Source organism: Curtobacterium phoenicis (genome assembly GCF_047238015.1).
Lineage (GTDB): Bacteria > Actinomycetota > Actinomycetes > Actinomycetales > Microbacteriaceae > Curtobacterium.
Genome location: NZ_JBDFLZ010000002.1, coordinates 494,811 through 514,852 on the forward strand (window position 1 = coordinate 494,811; position 20,042 = coordinate 514,852).

20 protein-coding genes are annotated in these 20,042 nt (G+C 73.5%); 11 read left to right on the forward strand and 9 right to left on the reverse strand.

What is annotated here, in order from left to right:
• Positions 1 to 58: 58 nt before the first annotated feature.
• A complete protein-coding gene (locus ABC270_RS02560) occupies positions 59 to 1,000 on the forward strand; it encodes a glycoside hydrolase (protein WP_412879354.1) in 942 nt (313 codons plus the stop codon).
• A 33-nt stretch (positions 1,001 to 1,033) separates the two neighbouring features.
• On the opposite strand, the gene ABC270_RS02565 is transcribed toward ABC270_RS02560, so the two are convergent.
• The 3 genes from ABC270_RS02565 to ABC270_RS02575 are packed head-to-tail and all read right to left on the reverse strand — an operon-like array spanning position 1,034 to position 3,722.
• Entirely contained in the window at positions 1,034 to 1,693 is a 660-nt protein-coding gene (locus ABC270_RS02565) for a response regulator (protein ID WP_412879355.1), read from the reverse strand.
• Positions 1,690 to 3,003, reverse strand: coding sequence for a sensor histidine kinase (locus ABC270_RS02570; protein ID WP_412879356.1), 1,314 nt, complete (start codon positions 3,001 to 3,003; stop codon positions 1,690 to 1,692). Before ABC270_RS02570 ends, ABC270_RS02565 begins: the two co-directional genes overlap by 4 nt.
• A complete protein-coding gene (locus ABC270_RS02575; protein ID WP_412879357.1) occupies positions 3,000 to 3,722 on the reverse strand; it encodes a DedA family protein in 723 nt (240 codons plus the stop codon). Before ABC270_RS02575 ends, ABC270_RS02570 begins: the two co-directional genes overlap by 4 nt.
• Positions 3,723 to 3,983: 261 nt before the next feature.
• Between ABC270_RS02575 and ABC270_RS02580 the strand changes: the two genes are divergently transcribed.
• From ABC270_RS02580 to ABC270_RS02605, 6 genes are all read left to right on the forward strand, one after another.
• The gene (locus ABC270_RS02580; protein WP_412879358.1) at positions 3,984 to 5,357 is read left to right on the forward strand and encodes a purine-cytosine permease family protein; all 1,374 of its coding nucleotides are present in this window, start codon (positions 3,984 to 3,986) and stop codon (positions 5,355 to 5,357) included.
• Positions 5,358 to 5,699: 342 nt separating this feature from the next.
• Positions 5,700 to 7,256 (forward strand): hydantoinase/oxoprolinase N-terminal domain-containing protein, encoded by a 1,557-nt coding sequence (locus tag ABC270_RS02585; RefSeq protein WP_412879359.1) that lies wholly within the window; start codon positions 5,700 to 5,702, stop codon positions 7,254 to 7,256.
• Complete coding sequence (locus tag ABC270_RS02590) at positions 7,253 to 8,377, forward strand: S-methyl thiohydantoin desulfurase family protein (RefSeq protein ID WP_412879360.1); 1,125 nt, start codon at positions 7,253 to 7,255, stop codon at positions 8,375 to 8,377. Before ABC270_RS02585 ends, ABC270_RS02590 begins: the two co-directional genes overlap by 4 nt.
• The gene (locus ABC270_RS02595; protein WP_412879361.1) at positions 8,374 to 9,507 is read left to right on the forward strand and encodes an S-methyl thiohydantoin desulfurase family protein; all 1,134 of its coding nucleotides are present in this window, start codon (positions 8,374 to 8,376) and stop codon (positions 9,505 to 9,507) included. Before ABC270_RS02590 ends, ABC270_RS02595 begins: the two co-directional genes overlap by 4 nt.
• Before the next feature lie 30 nt (positions 9,508 to 9,537).
• Positions 9,538 to 10,617 carry a DUF917 domain-containing protein gene (locus tag ABC270_RS02600; protein ID WP_412879362.1) on the forward strand — a complete coding sequence of 360 codons (1,080 nt, stop codon included), beginning with the start codon at positions 9,538 to 9,540 and terminating at the stop codon, positions 10,615 to 10,617.
• Positions 10,614 to 12,155 carry a PucR family transcriptional regulator gene (locus ABC270_RS02605; RefSeq protein WP_412879363.1) on the forward strand — a complete coding sequence of 514 codons (1,542 nt, stop codon included), beginning with the start codon at positions 10,614 to 10,616 and terminating at the stop codon, positions 12,153 to 12,155. The genes ABC270_RS02600 and ABC270_RS02605 overlap by 4 nt, the downstream gene beginning before the upstream one ends.
• Positions 12,156 to 12,179: 24 nt before the next feature.
• On the opposite strand, the gene ABC270_RS02610 is transcribed toward ABC270_RS02605, so the two are convergent.
• The gene (locus tag ABC270_RS02610; protein ID WP_412879364.1) at positions 12,180 to 13,088 is read right to left on the reverse strand and encodes an alpha/beta fold hydrolase; all 909 of its coding nucleotides are present in this window, start codon (positions 13,086 to 13,088) and stop codon (positions 12,180 to 12,182) included.
• Positions 13,089 to 13,151: 63 nt separating this feature from the next.
• On the opposite strand from ABC270_RS02610, the gene ABC270_RS02615 reads away from it, so the two are divergent.
• Complete coding sequence (locus ABC270_RS02615; RefSeq protein ID WP_412879365.1) at positions 13,152 to 13,787, forward strand: hypothetical protein; 636 nt, start codon at positions 13,152 to 13,154, stop codon at positions 13,785 to 13,787.
• 80 nt (positions 13,788 to 13,867) lie between these two features.
• Here ABC270_RS02615 and ABC270_RS02620 read toward each other — a convergent pair whose 3' ends face one another.
• Positions 13,868 to 14,173, reverse strand: a complete 306-nt coding sequence (locus tag ABC270_RS02620) for a hypothetical protein (RefSeq protein WP_412879366.1) — start codon at positions 14,171 to 14,173, stop codon at positions 13,868 to 13,870.
• A gap of 128 nt (positions 14,174 to 14,301) precedes the next feature.
• On the opposite strand from ABC270_RS02620, the gene ABC270_RS02625 reads away from it, so the two are divergent.
• Positions 14,302 to 14,817, forward strand: coding sequence for a MarR family winged helix-turn-helix transcriptional regulator (locus tag ABC270_RS02625; protein ID WP_412879367.1), 516 nt, complete (start codon positions 14,302 to 14,304; stop codon positions 14,815 to 14,817).
• A gap of 8 nt (positions 14,818 to 14,825) precedes the next feature.
• Here ABC270_RS02625 and ABC270_RS02630 read toward each other — a convergent pair whose 3' ends face one another.
• Complete coding sequence (locus tag ABC270_RS02630) at positions 14,826 to 15,785, reverse strand: AraC family transcriptional regulator (protein ID WP_412879368.1); 960 nt, start codon at positions 15,783 to 15,785, stop codon at positions 14,826 to 14,828.
• 387 nt (positions 15,786 to 16,172) lie between these two features.
• On the opposite strand from ABC270_RS02630, the gene ABC270_RS02635 reads away from it, so the two are divergent.
• Positions 16,173 to 16,901 carry an ANTAR domain-containing protein gene (locus tag ABC270_RS02635; RefSeq protein WP_412879369.1) on the forward strand — a complete coding sequence of 243 codons (729 nt, stop codon included), beginning with the start codon at positions 16,173 to 16,175 and terminating at the stop codon, positions 16,899 to 16,901.
• 52 nt (positions 16,902 to 16,953) lie between these two features.
• Complete coding sequence (locus tag ABC270_RS02640; RefSeq protein WP_412879370.1) at positions 16,954 to 17,955, forward strand: aldo/keto reductase; 1,002 nt, start codon at positions 16,954 to 16,956, stop codon at positions 17,953 to 17,955.
• Positions 17,956 to 18,083: 128 nt separating this feature from the next.
• On the opposite strand, the gene msrA is transcribed toward ABC270_RS02640, so the two are convergent.
• The 3 genes from msrA to ABC270_RS02655 form a co-directional block, all read right to left on the reverse strand.
• Positions 18,084 to 18,605 (reverse strand): peptide-methionine (S)-S-oxide reductase MsrA, encoded by a 522-nt coding sequence (gene msrA / locus ABC270_RS02645; protein ID WP_412879371.1) that lies wholly within the window; start codon positions 18,603 to 18,605, stop codon positions 18,084 to 18,086.
• A gap of 82 nt (positions 18,606 to 18,687) precedes the next feature.
• Positions 18,688 to 19,293, reverse strand: coding sequence for a biotin transporter BioY (locus ABC270_RS02650; RefSeq protein WP_412879372.1), 606 nt, complete (start codon positions 19,291 to 19,293; stop codon positions 18,688 to 18,690).
• 38 nt (positions 19,294 to 19,331) lie between these two features.
• Positions 19,332 to 20,033 (reverse strand): TetR/AcrR family transcriptional regulator, encoded by a 702-nt coding sequence (locus tag ABC270_RS02655; RefSeq protein WP_412879373.1) that lies wholly within the window; start codon positions 20,031 to 20,033, stop codon positions 19,332 to 19,334.
• Between the last annotated feature and the right edge of the window lie 9 nt (positions 20,034 to 20,042).

Below are 20,042 nucleotides of genomic sequence, written 5' to 3' on the forward strand. Positions count from 1 at the left end.
GCCGTGAGGCCGGGACTGTGAGGAGCCTCAGGCGCGTCCGTGGGTGCACAGTGGAACGATGAGCGACGACGCTTCCGTCCGACTCCTCGGCGAACCGTGGGGCGACACCTCCCGCCGGGGCCGCCCCTACGCCAAGGACCCGTCGGTGATCCGCTTCGGCGGTCGGTACCTCCTGTACTGCTCGCTCCCGTCCCCGAGCGACGACGAACCCGAGGGCTGGTCGGTCGGCATCGCGGAGAGCGACGACCTCGTGTCGTGGCGCACCGTCGCGGTGCTGCCGCCGTTCGGCGAGTACGACCGCAGCGGTGCGGCGGCCCCGGGCGCGGTCGTCATCGACGGTCGGGTGCACCTCTTCTTCCAGACGTACGGCCGCGGCCGCGAGGACTCGATCTGCCACGCGGTCAGCGACGACGGCCTGACGTTCACGCCGAACCCGGAGAACCCGGTGTTCCGACCGACCGGTGACTGGACGTGCGGCCGGGCGATCGACGCCGACCTCGTGGTCGCGGGGGACTGGCTGCTGCTGGCGTGGGTGACGCGGGACCCGACGATGACGACGCAGCTGCTCGGCACGTCGCGGGCACGGGTCGGCAGTGCGTACGGTCCGGCGGACTGGGAGCAGCTCTCGGCGGACGGGCCGGCGCTCGCACCCGAGCTTCCGTGGGAGCAGGACTGCATCGAGGCCCCGGCGCTGCGCTGGAACGGCGAGCAGTTCACGGTGTTCTACGCCGGCGCGTACAACAACGCTCCGCAGCAGATCGGGTGGGCGACGAGCCCGGACGGCCGGACGTGGACGCGCGGATCCGATGCGCCGCTCGTGCCCGCCGGCCCTGCGGGCAGCTGGAACCAGTCGGAGTCGGGCCACCCGGGGTACCTCCGTGACGACGACGGCCGCGAGTACCTGTTCTTCCAGGGCAACCCCGACGACGGGCACACCTGGCTGATCGCCGGGACGGAGCTCACCTTCGTCGACGGCCGGCCGACGGTGCAAACGGAGTGACCGCCCGGTACGGCCCGGACGCTGACCCGACCGTCACCCGGGCCCGACGAGTCCGCTCTCGTGCGCGAGCACCACGACGTGCACCCGGTCGCGCAGTTGCAGCTTCGCGAGGATCCGACCGACGTGCGTCTTCACGGTCTGCTCGGCGATGAACAGTTCGGACGCGATCTCGCCGTTGGACCGCCCCTTCGCGACGAGCAGGAAGACGTCGCGCTCGCGCTCGGTCAGCACGTCGAGCACCTCGGTCCGTGGGACGGCCGGAGCGGGGGCGGCGACGAACGCCTCGACGAGGTGCCGGGTGACGCGGGGCGCGAGCAGGGCCTCGCCGCCGGCGACGGTCCGGACGGCGGCGACGAGTTCCTCGGCACTGGCGTCCTTGAGCAGGAACCCGCTCGCCCCGGCGCGGAGGGCATCGAACACGTAGTCGTCGACGTCGAACGTGGTGAGCATGACGATCCGGACGGGCCGGTCGGTGGGCGCGGCGGTGATCCGTCGGGTCGCCTCGATGCCGTCCAGGTGCGGCATCCGCACGTCCATGAGCACCACGTCGGGCTGCTCACGCAGCACGAGCGCGACCGCCTCGGCGCCGTCCGCCGCTTCGCCCACCACCTCGAGGTCGTCCTGGGCCTGGAGGATCGCCCGCAGTCCCATGCGGAACATCTGTTGGTCGTCGACCACCACCACTCGGGTCACGGCTGCTCCTCGTCGGCTCGCGTCGTCGACGACGACGCCGGCGTCGTCGGCAGGGACACCGCGACGCGGTACCCGCCGTCCGGCTGCGGTCCGTGCTCGATCGTGCCGCCGAGTGCCGCGACGCGCTCCCGCATCCCGGCGAGCCCGAAGCCGCCGTCGTCGGGCGGTGGCGCGGCGAGCGTGCCGGCCGACGGTGCGTGGTTGGTGACCTCGACCCGGAGCGCCGCACCGTGCCTCCCGACCGTCACGACGGTGGACGCGCCGGACGCGTGCCGGGCCACGTTGCCGAGCGCCTCCTGCACGACCCGGTAGACCGTGAGCTGCGCGAGCCGGTCCTCGTCGCCGTGGGCGGCGTCGAGGTGCAGCGTGACCGGGATGCCGGCGGCGCGGGTGCGCTCGACCAGGTCGGGGAGGTCCGTCAGCTGCGGCTGCGGAGCGCGCTCGGCGTCGGCGCCGCCGCGGAGGGTCCCGAGCAGCTGCCGCATCTCGCGCAGCGCGGTGCGCGAGGTGCCGGCGATCGCGGCGAACTCGGCACGCGCCTCCGGCGGGAGGTCCTGGACGCGGTAGGGAGCCGACTCGGCCTGCATGTGCACGACGGACATGCTGTGCGCGACGACGTCGTGGAGTTCGCGGGCGATGCGCGCTCGCTCCTCGACCGTGCGACGCCGCTCCTGCTCGAGCTCGACGTCCCGTCGCGCCTCGGCGAGCTCGACGCGGACTGCCCGCCGCTGGCCGATGGCGACCGCGGCCCCGGCGAGCAGCAGGGTCGACCCGGCGGAGACGACGAAGGTGGAGGCCCAGACGTCGGCGGGCTCCCAGCGCGACGGGGCCACGGCGACCAGGGCGAGCGTGAGGACCGTCGCGGCCGTCCAGACCGCCGCGGTGAGCCGCCAGTCGGTCCGGACGCCGAGCACGACGACGAGCACCCCGAGGCCGACGATCGCGGTGACGGGCAGCGGCCACGGGGCGACGTCACCGCCGGTCGTCATCACGCCGAGGGCCGCGACCGCGACGAGGTGCGCGACCGAGGCGGTGCGGGGGAGCACGGGGGCGAGGCCGAGCGACACCGACAGCACGGCGGTGACGAGGAGCGCGAGCGGCACGGGCACGTCGTACACGACCGCGGTGACGGGGGCGGCGACGGCGAACAGGGTCGCGGCGATCACGACGAGGACGAGGCGGGCGACGACGACCGGCCAGGTCGCCCACTCCCGGCGGGTCGACCACGGGCGGCGGCGGCGTGGCGGGCGGATCGCGACGGGCGTGACCGGCGTGCGTGGCGTGCTCGGGTCGTGGTCGTCGCTGGTCACGGGCGGGCGGTCTCTCCGGTCGGAGTGGGGGTGCAGGTGGGGCGGGCGGTGTGGCTCGGGTGGGCGGCGTGGTCCGGGCGGGCGGTGCGGTCCGCGCTCGCGGCGCGACGTGTTGCGGCTGCCTCACGCCTGCGGCCGATCGTAGCGATCACCCGGTCGACCACGATGCCGAGCACCACCGCGAGGACCATCGACACCAGCGCCGCGACGACGGGCTCGTGCAGGACGGACGACGTCGCGAGGGCGATCCCGACCGAGGTCGCCGCCCAGGCGCTGCCCGCGACCGCGCTGATGCCGAGGAACCGACGGTAGGGGAGCCCCGTCGCACCGGCGGTCGTGTTCACCGCGACCCGGCCGACCGGGATGTACCGGCCCACGAGGATCAGGCTCGCGGGGCGACGCTCCGTCTGCCGCTCGGCGAACGCGAACGCCGCGGCGATCCGTGGCTGCCGGGAGGACGCGAGCCGCGCGAGCCCGACGCGGCGGCCGATCCAGTACGCAACCGAGTCACCCGCGACGGCGCCGGCAGCGGCGGCGGCGAGGACACCGACGAGCACCGGCTGTCCCGAGGTGGCGGCGACGGCGGCGACGGCGACGAGGGCCGTCTCGCTCGGCACCGGCGGGAAGAAGCCGTCGAGCAGGCAGAGGGCGAACAGCACGACGTAGACGAGCGGACTCGCCGCCAGGTCGACGACGAACGGGGTGATCTGGTCGAACACGGGAGCCTCCCTCCGTCGGCGGCGCTCGCCGACGAGGACGACGCTACGGAGACCGTGCGGGGCTGCCATCCGCCCGCGGTGTCGACCGTCCCCTACGTCGGTATGACATCTGGGCGTAGGGTCTCGACGCTCGGACTGTGCAGTGTGCATGAGTTCACATGCCCTTCACGACACTCTGCCCGTTCTGGTCGGTGGCGCGTCTCACTACCGTTGCCGCAACCCGGTCGCCCCGACCGGCTCCCTTCCCCCCAGGAGCACCCGATGGCCAGTGCAGCGTCAGCACCACCAGCCCCGTCCGTCGTCGTCGACGACCACTCCCTGTCCCGTGTCCCCCGCTCGGCCCGCTACGGCTGGTTCCAGGTCGCCGTCCAGCGCTTCGGGCAGATCTCCGCGCTCTCCCAGTTCCTGCTCGGCGCCACCCTCGGCTTCGGGATGGGGTTCTGGGAGGCCTTCTGGGCGATCACCCTCGGCGCGGTGATCCTCGAGATCGTGTCCGTCTTCGTCGGCATCATCGGCATGCGTGAGGGCCTCAACACGTCCGTCATCGCCCGGTGGACCGGTTTCGGCAAGGCCGGGTCGGCACTCGTCGGTCTCGCGATCGGCCTCAGCCTCATCGGCTGGTTCGGCATCCAGTCGGGGGTCTCGGCAGCCGGGCTCGTCGCGATCCTGCCGGTCCTGCCGGCCTGGGCGTGGTCCCTCGTGTTCGGCCTCGTCGTGACCGCGATCGTGCTGCGGGGCTTCCACTCCATGCAGTGGCTCGCGAACGTGACGGTCCCGCTGTTCCTCGTGCTCGTGGGGTGGGCGGTCGTCGTCGAGCTGAGCAAGCACTCGATCGCCGAACTCGCCGCCAAGGCCCCGGCCGGCCCGGAGCTGAGCTTCGTCGCGGGCACCACGCTCGTCGCCGGTGGGTTCATCGTCGGCGCGGTGATCACGCCGGACATGACCCGGTTCAACCGTTCGGTGGGTGACGTCGTCAAGCAGACCGCGCTCGGCGTGACGCTCGGCGAGTACGTCATCGGCCTCGCCGGGGTGCTGCTCGCGCACGCGGTCGGATCGTCCGACATCACCCGCGTGATCACGTCCAGCGTCGGCTGGGTCGGCATCCTCGTCATCCTGCTCGGCACGTTCAAGATCAACGACTGGAACATCTACAGCTCGAGCCTCGGCGTCACGAACTTCATCGACGTGGTCTTCGGTCGCAAGGTGAACCGCGGTGTCGTCACGCTCGTGCTCGGCATCGTCGGGTCGGTGCTCGCGGCGGTGGGCTTCCTCGATGCGTTCACGCCGTTCCTCATCGTCCTGGGCGTCGTGTTCCCGCCGATCGCCGGGATCATGGTCGCCGAGTACTTCGTCGTGAAGCGGTGGCGGCGCGAGCTGAGCGAGAGCGAGTCGCTCCCGGCGACGAGCCCGACCTGGGTCCCGGCGACACTCGTCATCTGGGCGATCGCGGCGGTCGTCGGCTACTTCGTCACCGTCGGGATCCCGTCGATCAACTCGGTCGTCATCGCCTTCGTGCTCTACGTCGTCGCCGGCAAGGCGGGTTGGGTCCGCGGACTCGGCGTCAGCCGGACCGAGCAGCCCGGTGACGAGACCGCGGCGGTGGCCCCGGCCCCGGCGCCCGCGACCGCGCCCTGACCCCCAGACCGGCGGACGGGTCCCCCCACCCGGCCGCCACCCCGGCCGACCGTGCCGCCACCACCTGATCCGGTGGCGGCACGGTCGGTCCCCCGGCCCCGGCCCGACACCGCCTCCACCACGCAGCACGACGGCACGGGGCACCGGCACCCGCTCCACGCCGGCACCGACCCCACGCAACACCGGCACCGGCACCGCGCCGGCACCGACCCCACGCAACACCGGCACCGGCACCGCGCCGGCACCGACCCCACGCCGGCGTCCGGCACCACGCCACCACCCGGCACCCGCACCACCCGGCACCCGCACCACCCGGCACCCGCACCACCCGGAAGGAACCCCATGCGCATCGGCATCGACGTCGGCGGCACGAACACCGACGCCGTCCTCATGGACGGCAGCACGGTCGCCGCGGCCGTGAAACGCTCCACGAGCCAGGACGTCACGACGGGCATCGTCGCGGCCCTCGCCGGCCTGCGCGAGCAACGTGACTTCGCGAGTCCCGAGGTCGACGGCGTGATGATCGGCACCACCCACTTCATCAACGCGCTCATCGAGGCACGCGGACTCGCCCCGACCGCGGCGGTCCGGCTCGGCCTCCCCGCCACCGCGTCCCTCCCGCCGTTCACCGACTGGCCCGCACACCTCGTCGGAGCCGTGCACGCCCGCCCCTTCCTGGCCCACGGCGGTCACGAGTTCGACGGTCGGGTGATCTCGGACCTCGACCCCGACGAGCTGAAGCGCCACGCGGAGGCCATCGCCGCCGACGGCATCCGCTCGGTCGCGATCTCCTCGGTCTTCTCCCCGATCAACGACGAGTTCGAACAGCGTGCGCAGGAGATCCTCGCCGCCGAGCTCGGTCCGGACGTGGCGTTCTCGCTCTCGAGCGAGATCGGCCGCATCGGGCTGCTCGAGCGGGAGAACGCCACCATCATCAACGCCGCACTCCGCGAGCTGGCCGACGGCATCGTCGACGGGCTGTCCGCGTCCGTCGCGGCGAGCGGCATCCAGGCGCCGCTCTTCCTCAGCCAGAACGACGGCACCCTGATGGACGTCGAGTACGCCCGTCGCTACCCGGTCGCCACGTTCGCGTCGGGACCGACGAACTCGATGCGTGGCGCGGCCGTGCTGTCCGGGTTCGACACCTGCGCGGTCGTCGACGTCGGCGGCACCACGAGCGACGTCGGCGTCCTGACCGGAGGCTTCCCCCGCGAGGCCACGGGCGAGGTCGCGGTGGCCGGCATCCGGACGAACTTCCGCATGCCGGACGTCCTGTCGGTGGGCATCGGTGGCGGCTCGCGCATCCGCGAGGACGGCGCCCTGGTCGGACCCGACTCGGTCGGCTACCGGCTCACCGAGGAGGGGCTCGTCTTCGGCGGCGACACCCTGACCGCCACCGACGTCGCGGTCCGCGGCGGTCGTGGTGCCATCGGGGACGCCGCGCGCGTGGCGGGCGTCCCGACCGAGGTGGCCGAGCGTGCCCTCGCCGTCATCGCCGAACGCGTCGCGGACATCGTCGAGCGGATGCGCACGTCGTCGGCCCCGCTGCCCGTCGTCGCGGTCGGCGGTGGGTCCGTCCTGCTCCCCGACGAGCTCCCCGGACTCGGCACCGTGCACCGCCCCGAGCACTACTCGGTCGCCAACGCCATCGGCGCCGCGATCGCCCAGGTCTCCGGCGAGGTGGACAAGGTCTACGCCATCAGCGACGGCAAGCGTTCCAGCGTCGTCGACGAGGCCCGGCAGGAGGCGGTCGACCGGGCCGTCGCGGCCGGCGCGGACCCGTCGAGCGTCGCGATCGTCGACTTCGACGAGGTCCCGATCCCGTACCTGCCCGGCAACGCGACCCGCATCCGCGCCAAGGCGGTCGGTGACCTCGCACTCGAGGCGCTGGTCCGGTGAGCGCCCTCGCACCGGCCCCGGCCCGGCAGCTCACCGAGATCGGTCCCGACTGCTCCGCCCTCGCCCGCGGCGCCGCGATCCTCGGTACCGGCGGCGGCGGCGACCCGTACATCGGCCGGCTGCTCGCCGAGGCCGCGGTCCGTGCGCACGGTCCGGTTGCGGTCGTCGCGGTCGACGACCTGCCCGACGACGCCGTCGTCCTCAACGTCGCGATGATCGGCGCGCCGACGGTGATGGTCGAGAAGCTCCCGTCGGCCGGCCAGTTCGCCGAGGCGATCCGGAGCCTCGCGACCCACCTCGGTGTCACACCGACCCACATCGCCTGCATCGAGGTCGGCGGCGTGAACTCGACGAGCCCGATCGTGGCCGCCGCCGAGCTCGGCCTCCCCGTCGTCGACGCGGACGCCATGGGCCGCGCCTTCCCCGAGGTCCAGATGGTCCTGCCGACGCTGTCCGGCGTGAGCGCGACCCCGATGGCGCTCGCCGACGAGAAGGGCAACACCGCCGTATTCGACACGGTCGACAACCGCTGGGCCGAACGACTCGCCCGCACGGCGACCGTCGAGATGGGCTGCTCCGCGATCACCGCGCAGTACGCGATGTCCGGCGCACAGGTCAAGGAGTCGTACGTCCGCGGCAGCCTCTCGCGGTGCGTCCAGCTGGGCGAGGCACTCGCCGACGCCCGCGCCGCCAACGAGGACCCCGTCGCCGCCGTCGCGGCGGTCCTCGGCGGCACGACCGTGTTCGAGGGCAAGGTCGCCGACGTCGAACGGAAGACCGTCACCGGCTTCGCGCGCGGGACCGCCCGCATCGTCGGTTCCGGTGCCGACACCGGCCTGGAGGCACGGCTCGCCTTCCAGAACGAGCACCTGCTGGTCGAGGTGGCCGGCTCGGTGCGCACCACCACCCCGGACCTCATCGTCACCCTGGACGCCGAGACCGGCGAACCGATCACCACCGAGGGACTCCGGTTCGGCGCACGCGTCCGGATCGTCACCGCGCCCGCCGACGAGCGCTGGCACTCCGCCGGCGGTCTCGGCCTCGCCGGTCCGGAGTACTTCGGGTACGACACCCCGGCGGTCCGCCACGACGGCACCGTCAGCGAAGGAGCGACCCGATGAGCTGGACCATCGACGTGGAGGACCTGCCCGACCTCGCCCGCGGAGCGGCCCTGCTCGGCACCGGCGGCGGCGGCGACCCCACCATCGGGATGCTGCTCGTCAAGGCGGCGATCGAGGAGCACGGGCCGGTGACGATCCTCGACCCCTCCGAGGTCGACGACGAGGCGCTCGTCATCCCGACCGCACAGATGGGTGCCCCGACCGTCGTGCTCGAGCGGATCCCCGCCGGCCCGGAGCCGCTCGGCGCACTCCGTCGGCTCGAGCAGCACCTCGGCCGGACCGCCACGGCCACCATGCCGATCGAGTGCGGCGGCATCAACTCGATGATCCCGCTGCTCGTCGGCGCCACCGGTGGCCTGCCGGTCGTCGACGCTGACGGCATGGGCCGGGCGTTCCCGGAGCTCCAGATGGAGACGTTCTCGGTGTACGGCGTCCCGGGGTCGCCGCTCGCGATCAGCGACGAGAACGGGCACGGCGTCGTCATCGACACGGGACACGACAACCGACAGATGGAGTGGCTCGCGCGCGGCGTCACGATCCGGCTCGGCGGCGTCGCGTACATCGCCGAGTACGCCATGACCGGACGGCAGGTCAAGGACACCGCCGTACCGCGGACGCTGTCGCTCGCCCTGTCGGTCGGCCGCGCCGTCCGGCGGGCGCGGGAGGAGCACCGCGACCCGGTGGCAGCACTCGCCGACGCGTTCGCGGAGACGATCTACACGCACCTGCGCGAACTGTTCGACGGCAAGGTCGTCGACGTGGAGCGCCGGACGGTGGACGGCTTCGCGAAGGGCCGGGCGGTCGTGCAGGCCGCCGACGGCGGGGCGCTGGAGATCGCCTTCCAGAACGAGAACCTCGTGGCGCGACGCGACGGCGAGGTCGTCGCCGTGGTGCCCGACCTGGTCTGCGTGCTCGACGCCGAGACCGCCGAACCGATCACGACCGAACGCCTCCGGTACGGGCAGCGCGTCCGGGTGGTCGGGGTCTCGACACCGGACCTGATGCGCACGCCCGAGGCGCTCGCGGTGTTCGGCCCGTCGTGCTTCGGGCTCGACGACGCGTTCGTCCCGGTGGAGGACCTCGTCCCGGCGCCGACGTCCGGGGAGCGGACCCTCGCGACCACCCGCTGAGCGGGGGCGGCGGGGTGAGAACATGGGCCCGTGCACCCGGGTGAGCAGCGTGACGGAGGCGTGACGGGCCTCCAGGCCGACGACGTCGACGAGTTCGCCCGCGGCACCGCCCTGCTCGGGTGCGGGGGCGGCGGCCAGGTCGACCACATGGCGCTCGCACTCCGTCGCGCGCTCGGGGACGGCGAGGTGCCGGTGGTCCCGGTCGGAGCCGGTGCGCGCTCGGTGATCGCGGTCGGGCTCATCGGCTCCACGACCGTCCTCGAGGAGAAGACCCCGAGCGGCCGGGAGCTCCCGGACGCGCTCGCGGCCGTCGAGCGGTGGACCGCACGTCGCGCCGACGCCGTCGTGGCCGCGCAGATCGGCGGCGTCACGGGCCCGGCAGCCGCCCTCACGGCGCACGCCGCCGGGTTGCCGCTCGTCGACGCCGACCTGGTCGGGCGCGCGACGCCGCGCATCGACCAGCTCTCGCTCTTCGTGGACCCGCTGCCCGCGGTCACCGCCGCCGCCGTCACCTCCAGCGGCCTCCGGATCGTCGTCGACGCTCCGGACCCCCGCGACCTCGAGACGGTCTGGCGTGAGGCCGTGTCGCACAGCGGTGGGTGGGCGGCCTTCGCGATCGGACCCGTCGACGCCGACGTGCTCGCCGAGCGGGCCGTGACCGGCAGCGTGGGTCGCGCGCTGCGGGTCGGCCGTGCGGCGGCGACGTCGGTCGACGTCGCCGGGCTCGTCCACGCGGTCGGCGGCCGACTCGTCGCGGAGGGGCGGGTCCTCGACGTCCAGCGCGGCGGGGACGCCGTGGCGTTCGTGCACGGGTCGATGGCGATCCGCGACGCCCGGACCGGCGCGATCGCCCGGATCGAGGCCGGCAGCGAGTGGGTGCACTGCTTGGTCGACGGCGAGCCGGCGGCGAGCACCCCGAGCTGCATCGTCGTCGTCGACGCGCGGTCCCTGCAGCCCGTGTCGACCGACCGGGCTCGGGTCGGGGACGAGCTCGCCGTGCTCGTGCTCCCCGGCGCGCCGTGGTGGTGGGAGGAGCCGCGCCGGACGGCACGGGTGTCGCCCCGCGCGTTCGGCATCGACGCCGAGGTCGTCCGAGAGGTCGTCGCGTGATCCGCGTCGTCGACTCCCTGCCGCTGCTCGGGGCGGACGCCACCGTGATCGCCGGACCGGTCTCCGGCACGATCACCGCGGTCCGTGGGGTCGCCGGCGTCCCCGCCCAGGTCGGCCGTGCGATCTCCGGCACGGAGGACGCCGTGGTGCTCCTCACGCCGGTCGAGCGGTTCGACGCGCGCTTCGACGTGCTGCTCCGACGTGCCGCGACCTCGGGCGTGACCCTGCTCGTCGTCGCGCCGGACGAGTCGGTCCCACCGCCCGGCGCCGGGACCACGGCGCTCGCAGACCGGCTGGGCGTCACCGTCGTCGGGGTCGGGGACCCGTGGGGCGCGTCGGTCCGGTTGCACGAGCTGCTCGGGACCGGAGACGCCCCGGCTGCCCGGGCAGCACTCGCCGCCGCACGCGTGGGCCTGGACGCCGGTCCCGCGCTCGAGGACCTGTTCGGACGACTCGAGGCCGAGCTCGGCCACCCGCTGCGGTTCCTGGACGCGTCCGGCCGAGCACTCCGCGGTCAGGCCGTGGCGCCGACCACCGCGGCACTCCTCGCCCGCACCTCCGGGACGAGCGAACCGGTCTGGGCGTCGGACGATCGCGGCGAGACGGTGGTCGCGGTGCCGGTGCCGACCGGCATCGGGGCGCGCGCGTGGCTGGCCGTCGGACTCGCCGCCCCCGTGCCGGCCGAGCGGACGACCGTCGCGACCGCGCTCCGGGTCGCGGCGGTCGCGACGGGCCACCGCCTCGTGCTGACCCGGCTGGACGACGAACGCGATGCCCGGTACCGCATGGCGATGCTCGACGACCTCCGCGCGGCGGACGGCACCCCGACCCCGGCCCTCGTGCAGCGGACGATCGCTGCCGGCTGGCGGCTCGACGCGTGGCACGTCGGCATCCGTCTCGTCGCCGCGCGCGACGCCGGGGACGGGGTGGACGCGGTCGCCCTGCGTCGGGAGGTCGAGACCGCGTTCGCCGTCCACGAGCTCGCGGTGACCGTGGTCGAGCAGACCGACGGATGGGCGCTGTGGACCTCCGTGGACCACGAACCCGACCAGGCCACCGTCACCGCGGTCGCGACGAGCGTCCGGGCTGCGCAGAACACCCTCCGCCAGGCCGTGGACACGAACGTGGGCGTCGGGAGTGTGCACGCCGGTCCGGCCGGCCTCGTCCGGACCCTCGGCGAGGCCGGTGACGCGGTGCGTCTCGCGGCCGCCCGACCTGAGTCCGGCTGGTTCGTGCACGTCGACCGGCTCGGGTTGGCGCAGCTCCTGCTCGCCTGGACGCAGACCGACACCTTCCTGCCGGCCGCCGAGCAGCTGCTCGCCCCGCTCGAGCGCGGGGGAGGTGCGCTCCGGGAGACCCTGGCGGCGTACCTGGACGCGGAGTCCTCGATCGCCGAGACCGCGGCCGTGCTGGGTGTGCACCGCAACACCGTGGCGGACCGCATCGCCCGGGTCGAGCGACGGCTCCGCGTGGACCTGTCGGACCCCGAGACGCGGTTGGCGCTGCACTTGGCGACCCGGGCACTCGGCGGGGCCTGAGCGAGACGGACTCCGCCGATCCGGTCAGAGCCGCTCGGTGATCGCGGCGACGACCTCCGCCGACGCCTCCCGCTGCACGAAGTGCCCGACGCCGGCGAGTTCGACGAGCCGGAAGTCGCCGTCGAACGACGACCGGGCGTCCCGCGCCGCCGCGACGGTCTCGCACCCGTCCGCGTCACCGACGATGAACGTGGTCGGCACGCGGATCACCGGCCAGGCGTCGAGCGTCGTCTGCAGGTCGGCGTACCGCGGGTTGCCCGGAGCCTCGCCGGCGCCGTGCCGGTAGTAGTGCACGACCGTGTCGACGAACTCGTCGGACGTGAACGAGGCGAGCAGGGTCGCCCGCTCCTCGGCCGGGATGGTGTTCGGTGGCGACCAGTGGTCCCACGACCAGACGAGCAGTTCGTCCGGAGAGCGTCGGAACGCAGTCTCTCCGACGTCGGTGCACAGCCACCAGCGGTACCAGGCGACCGCCGCGTCATCGAGGGACTCCTGCACGGTCAGGCCCGTGCGCGGGCCGTACGCGGTCGCGATCGTCACGAGCCCACGGAGCCGCTCGGGTGCGACGGCCGCGACCGCGTGGGCGGTACGGGAGCCCCAGTCGTGGCCGACGAGCAGGGCGTCGTGCAGGTCGAGCGCGTCGAAGAGGTCGAGCAGGTCCGTCGCGAGGGCGGCGACCTGGCCGGACCGTTCCACCGGGCGCACGCTGCTGCCGCCGACGCCGCGGAGCGACGGGCGGACGATGCGGAGACCGGCGGGCAGCGCGGCCACGACCGCGTCCCAGGTCGACGGGCCGTCCGGGAAGCCGTGCACGAGCACGACGGGTACGCCGTTCGGGTCCCCGTCCTCGCGGTACTCGATGACCCCTCGTGGCGTCGTGACCTGCGGCATGGGCGGCTCCTCGGTGCTCGGGCGTCGGTCTGCTGCCTGCATGCTGCCATGCAACGGTCCTCCGGCGTGCTGCCGGCCCGCGCTGCCCCCGGTACGCTGCCGGGCATGGGGGAACGACGAACACGTCGGCTGGTGCTCGCGGTCGTGGCGCCGGCGATCGTGCTGGCCGCGTCGCTCGCCGGGTGTTCCACGCAGTCGGACGTGCCGAACGGCGGCGTCCCGCTCGAGGCCACCGCGACCGCGACCTTCGCGCCTGCCGAACCGGTGGCGGACGGGGCGACCGTGGCCGCGGGCGACTGGGGCATCGTGCGCGCAGCGGACCCGTCGGAGGGCGACCGGATCGTCGCAGTGCGGGTCACCGCGGTCACGGAGGGGAAGCCCGGAGACTTCTCCGGTGTCCGGTCGCTCAGCGGCGGATCGATGTCGGACGCCGCCGTCGGCTGGTGGATCGACTACGACTGGGTGCTCGTCGACGGCCCCGGGCCCTGGTACCCGAACCAACGGATGCGGGCGGTGACGACGGACGCGGACCGCGACGACCTCTCCACGCTCAGCGTCCCGGACGACCTGCAGCACTGCCGTGACCCGGAGCGGGAGTCCTTCGGGGACGACCCCACGGGGGCCGTGCAGCACGTGTGCCTGACGGCCTCCGCGACCGGCGGCGCCCGACCGACCGGATTGACGTTCGACGGGACGACCGGATCCACGAAGGACGTCACCTGGGCGCTGCCGGATCGCTGACGACGAGCCGGCCACGCCGCGGGACGGACGCCAGGCCCGTGGCGGCGTCGCCACGGGCCTGGCGTCCGTCCCGTCGCCGGTCACCGCCCCGCGCCGTCACCGCCTCGGTCGGTGTCCTCGTCCGGCTTGCGGACGCCCGCCTTCGCGATGCCGCGGCTGAGGATGTAGGCCACGGTCACGAGCGCGACGTAGGACCACGCCTGGTCGGCACCGAAGCCGCTGTGGCCGGCGTCCGCGTCGTCGACCACCGCAGACGCGATGAGGATCGCCGCGGAGACGACGAGCCAGACCCAGAACTCCGTGGTCTTGAAGGCGGACTTGGTCTCGTTCCACGTGCGTCGGACGACGGTGTCGTGTCGTGCGGGGGTGTGTGCCGTGTTCGACATGGTGCTCCTCCTCGAGGCCACAGGGTGCGGCCCGTTGCAGGAGACGTTCATCGTCCTCGGTTGACTACGTCCCCAGGACGGTCCAGAGTGCGCGGTTAGCATCGGGACACGGGGAGCGGAGGTCCGACATGGCAGACGACGGGGAACGACGACGGCGCGAGCAGCAGGTCACGACCCGGCCGAGCACGACGGCCGGGGCCGAGGCACTCGACGGTCTCCAGGCGCTCAGCGACAGTGCGCACGAGTCCGACGAACTCGCGTTGCAGACACTGCAGTTGCGTTCCACGGAGGCCCTGGCGCTGCAGCACGTCGTCCGTGCGGACGTCGAAGGACGTTCCCTCAGCCCCACGATGCTCTCGGGCGCACTCCGACTGACCACCGCCGGTGTGACCAAGCTGGTGGACCGCCTGGCACGTGCCGGTCTGGTGGAGCGCGTCCCGAACCCGACCGACCGCCGTGCGCTCGCGGTCGTGCCCACGGACACGGCGCGGGTCGAGCTGGCCCGGGCGTACCGCCACGTCCAGGACCCGGTGATCGCGGTGATCGACGAGCTGACCGCTGCGGAGGCCGAGGTCGTCGGGCGGTTCGCGAACCGCCTGGCTGCCGCGCTGCGGACGGCGCGGGCCCTCCGGACCGTGGACTGAACCCCGCGTCAGCGCCGGATGGTGTCGCGCGGGTACTCCCCGAACTCCGCCGCGTAGGAGCCAGCGAACCGGCCGAGGTGCGAGAACCCCCACCGCCGGGCGACCTCCCGGACGCTCACCACCCCGGGATCCGCGATGAGCAGGTCCGACCGGACGCACTCGAGGCGGATGCGCAGCAGGTACTGCATCGGCGAGCACCCGAGCACCCGCATGAAGCCCTCCTGGAGGGAACGGACGCTGAGACCGGCGGCCGCGGCGACGTCCGACACGCGCACCGGTGCCGACGCGTGCTCGTGCATGTACTCGACCGCGACGCGGAGGCGAGACGCCCGGGGCGCGAGTACCTCCCGGGGCATCGTCGGCACCCGCGGCGGGTACATCGCCAGGAACGCGGCAGCGGTCTCGCGCGTGAGGGTCTGCCAGAGGAGCGTGCCGACGCCGTTGTGGAGCTCCCGCGAGAGGAGCGCGGTCTGTTCCTGGAACCGGCGGACGGCGACCGGGTCGAGCACGCGGAGGTGGTCGGGGCGGAGGTCGCCGACGGGCATCACCTGGAAGCGTTCGGCGGCGACCTCGTGCACGAGCGATCGTGACAGGTGCACCAACCGCTGGTCGTAGTCCTCGTACTCGAAGGTGAAGTCGCGGTTCGACGGGAAGAGCATCGGCTGGCCCACGGCGAGCGGGACCCGGTCGAGCACGACGTCGGGGACGCCGCGCCCCGCGGTGAGCCACTGGACGATGTACTCGTCCCCGGGACTGATCGCGCCCCGGATCCACCCGGTGATCCGTGAGCGCCGCAGGGTCACGTCGGTGTCACCGATCGCGGTGTACCGGTAGGTGAAGGGCAGCTCGGTCGGGCGGGCGCTCCAGCCGCGTCCGTCGTACAGTGCGCCGACCTCGTCGACGACGCCGTGCGGGGAGCTGCCGGCGGCCTCGAGCCGGACGGCGCTGCGCGTGGTCGCCTCGCTCACGGCGCGCGGAGGAAGTCGTCGTACGTCGGTTCGGGCGCCCGGCCCGTCGGCCCCGGTGCCTCGCCCGCCGGTCTCGGCGTGCTGGTCTCCGGTGTGCTGGTGTCCGGCGTGCGCGGAGGCGACTCAGGCGTCGTCTCGCGGCTGGTGTCGTCCGTCATCCTGACCATCCCTGACTGGCTCGAACGTCGTGCATCGGTGCAGTTGCCAGGGTCTGGGGCGACTGGTGGTCACGCTACGGCACTCGGACTCGTCGGGGCAAGCACCGGAACTGCGTCAGATGCTGACCCACCCGCCGTGCGCGGGCGGACGGTTCCTGTGCGGCCGGACAGTCGGCGGCCCCTACGGTTGACCCGTGGACGCCTTCGTCCCGGGAAGAGGCGCCTCACGATGGCTGGGAACCGGGATGCACTGTTGTTCGACGCCTTCACGGGGGCCGCGGCGACGATCGTGGAGGAGTACGACGTCGTCGAGCTCCTCCAGTCCCTGGTCGACGACGTCATGGCCATCTTCGACGTCGATGCCGCGGCGATCATGCTGCTCGACCCGCGTGGCGAACTCGAGCTCGCCGTCTCGACGAACGAGCGGACTTCCTTCGTCGGGTTCCTGCAGCTCGAGGACGGCGAAGGCCCCTGCATCGAGGCACACGTCGACGGCGTGGTGGTACGGGCGGACGACCTCGCCGCCATCCGCCGGCGCTGGCCGCGCTTCGCGGCGGCGGCCGACCGGGTCGGGTTCGCGTCGGTGCACTCGATCCCGCTGCGGGTCGCCGGTACCGCCCTCGGCTCGATGAACCTCTTCCGCGCTGCCCCGGGCGGGTTGGACGACGCGGACGCCTCGGCCGTGCAGGCGCTCACCAACGTCGCGACGATCGGCATCCTGCAGCAGCGGACCGCCGACTCCGCCGCCCGCGTCGAGCAGCAGCTCCAGCAGGCGCTCGACAGCCGGATCGTGATCGAGCAGGCGAAGGGCTTCATCGCACACACCCTCGACGTCGACATGGACACGGCGTTCGCCGTGCTCCGCTCGCACGCGCGCTCCAACCAGCGGCTCCTCGCGGAGACCGCACGTGCCATAGTCCAGCGCGAACTGCCCGTCCCACGCCCAGCGCCACGGTAGCGTCGTCCACGGCCCACCGGCCGTCCCCGACCCCGACCCGGATCGAGCAACGATGCACGACGTCCACCGTCCCGCCGACGACCGCTACGAGCAGCTCCCCTACGAGCGCGTGGGGAGGAGCGGCCTGCTCCTGCCGCGGATCTCTCTCGGGCTCTGGAACAACTTCGGCACCGACCGACCCCTGGCGACGCAGCGCGACATCCTGCTGCACGCCTTCGACCGCGGGATCACCCACTTCGACCTCGCGAACAACTACGGGCCGCCGCCCGGCGCCGCCGAGGAGCAGTTCGGCCGGGTCCTCGCCGACGACCTCCGCCCGTACCGCGACGAGCTCGTCGTCTCGACCAAGGCCGGATACGACATGTGGCCGGGCCCGTACGGCAACTGGGGCTCCCGCAAGCACATGCTCGCCTCGCTCGACCAGTCGCTGACCCGCCTCGGCCTCGAGTACGTCGACGTCTTCTACTCGCACCGCCCGGACCCGTCGACCCCGATCGAAGAGACCGTCAGCGCGCTCGTGACCGCGGTCCGCTCCGGCAAGGCCCTGTACGCGGGCATCTCCAACCACGACCCCGAGCAGACCCGAGCCGCGTCGGAGGCGCTCGCCGCAGAGGGCATCCACCTGCTCATCCACCAGCCGCGCTACAGCATGTTCGACCGGACCCCCGAGGGCGGGCTCTTCGACGAGCTCACCCGGATCGGTACGGGGGCGATCGTGTTCTCCCCGCTGGCCGGCGGGCTCCTCACGGACCGCTACCTCGACGGGTCGGTGCCGGTCGGGTCGCGTGCCGCCGAGGGCCGCTGGTTCGGCGCCGACCGGATCGACGACGACTACCTGCGGACGGCGCGGGCGCTGAACGACATCGCGGCGGCGCGCGGGCAGTCGCTCGCGCAGCTCGCGATCACGTGGGTGCTCCGGCAGCCCGCCGTCACGTCCGCGCTCGTCGGCGCGTCGAGCGTCCGGCAGCTGGACGACACGCTCGCGGCGCTCGACGGTGCGCCGCTCACCGACGACGAGCTGGCGGCCATCGACGCGCTGGTGCCGCGCGGCTGACGCCGGCCTGCGACGGACGGGAGGCGCGGTGCCAGCTGGCACCGCGCCTCCCGTCGGTCACACGGTCGCGCCGTAGGCGTGCGCCGTAGCGCCGTCAGGCGGCCCCTCACGCCGTCCGGCGCGCCCGCTCATGCCGTGGCGGTCGCCTCGTCGCGGTGCGGGAGCTTCCAACCCGGGCGCACGAAGTGGCAGGTGTACCCGTGCGGGTGCTTCTCGAGGTAGTCCTGGTGCTCCTCCTCGGCCTCCCAGAAGTCGCCCGCGGGCTCGACCTCGGTCACGACCTTGCCCGGCCAGATGCCGGACGCGTCGACGTCCGCGATGGTGTCGAGCGCGACCTGGCGCTGCTCGTCGTTCGTGAAGAAGATCGCGGAGCGGTAGCTGCGTCCGACGTCGTTGCCCTGCCGGTCCTTCGTCGACGGGTCGTGGATCTGGAAGAAGAACTCCAGCAGGTCGCGGTACGAGATCTGCGACGGGTCGAACACGATCTCGACGGCCTCGGCGTGGTCGCCGTGGTTCCGGTAGGTGGCGTTCGGGGTGTCGCCGCCGGAGTAGCCGACGCGCGTGCTGATGACGCCCGGGCGGCGACGGAGGAGCTGCTGCGCTCCCCAGAAGCACCCGCCGGCGAGGATGGCGGTCTCGGTGGTGGTCATGCTGGCCTCCTGGGCTTCGTCGTTGCCGCTGGCTGCGGCATCACCGGGTGCAACCGGCGGCACCCGCCGACTGTTCCCGCGCTCAGTCCATCGTGCCCGGCGTGCTCCGGCGACGGAGGGCTGCCGTCCAGCCGAGCGAGGTGACACCCGCTCCGATGAGCGCTTTCGCGACCCCGCCGACGACGAAGGGGTACAGCCCGTACTCGAGCGTGTGCTGCAGGTCGAGGCCGAGCGAGACGGCGAGCCAGACCATGCCGGCCGCGAACGTGACCACGGTGCCCAGGACGAAGGAGAGCAGCGCAGCGGTGAAGCGACGGTCGCCGAAGCGCTCGGCGACCCACCCCACGACGGCGGCCGCGGCGACGAACCCGATGATGTACCCGCCCGAGGGGCCCACGAGCACACCGGGGCCTGCGGCGCCGTCGGCGAAGACGGGCAGGCCGACCGTGCCGAGCAGCGCGTAGAGGGCCACCGACAACGCGCCGCGACGGGCACCGAGGGCGCTCCCGACGACGAGGACGGCGAGGGTCTGACCGGTGATCGGTACCGGCCAGAGCGGGACGGAGAGCTGTGCGGCGCCGGCGGTGAGGACGGCACCGGCGACGACGAGCGCGGTGCTCACGGCGACGGTGCGGGGGAGCAGGGCGTCGGCGAGCGGGCGGGGACGGGCGGTGGTGACGGCGGTCATGGCGGTCCTTCGTGGGAACGGGTCCGGACAGGGGTGGGTCAGGCCGAGACGGCCGCGGCTGCCGCGAGCAGTGCCGCGGCTCCGTCACGGGCGGTGGCGACGGCGTCGGTGTCGAGGCCACACACCCGGAGGCAGCTGCTCGTGATCGCCGCGCGGTCGCGGTCGTCCACCTCGCCGCCGCGGCGGAGCTGGATGACGGTCTCGACGAGCTGGATGAGGATCCCGCCGAGTTGCGCCGGGGCGACCGTGGCGGCGACCTCGGGCCTCGCTGCGAGCGAGCCGAGGCGTCCGTACACGTCCTGCAGCGCCTGTCGGTCCGCGCGGAAGCCGGCGAAGCGCTCGCCCTGCACCTCCGGCAGCAGGTACAGCGTGCCGACGTTGTGCGGGGTGGCCGTGAGCGTGCCGACGTCGAACGCGACGAGTGCGGCGAGCGCGACCGCTGCCGGGACGGCCCCGGGAACGCGTTCGTCGAGGTCCCGCGCGACCTCGAGGCTCGGGCGGACCGAGGTCTCGAGCAGCTCGACGAGCACGTCGTCCTTCCCGGCGAAGTGGTAGTACAGCGATGCCTGCCGGATGCCGACGCGGTCCGCGATCGCCCGGGTGGAGGTGGCGCCGAAGCCGTGCTCGACGAACAGGGCGGCGGCCGCGTCGAGGACCTGGTCGCGCGGGCTCAGGGTCGGGGCGGCGTCCGGGACCGCACGCGGGCGTCCGGGGCGCGTGGGACGGTCGTCGGCGGGCACGGACCCATC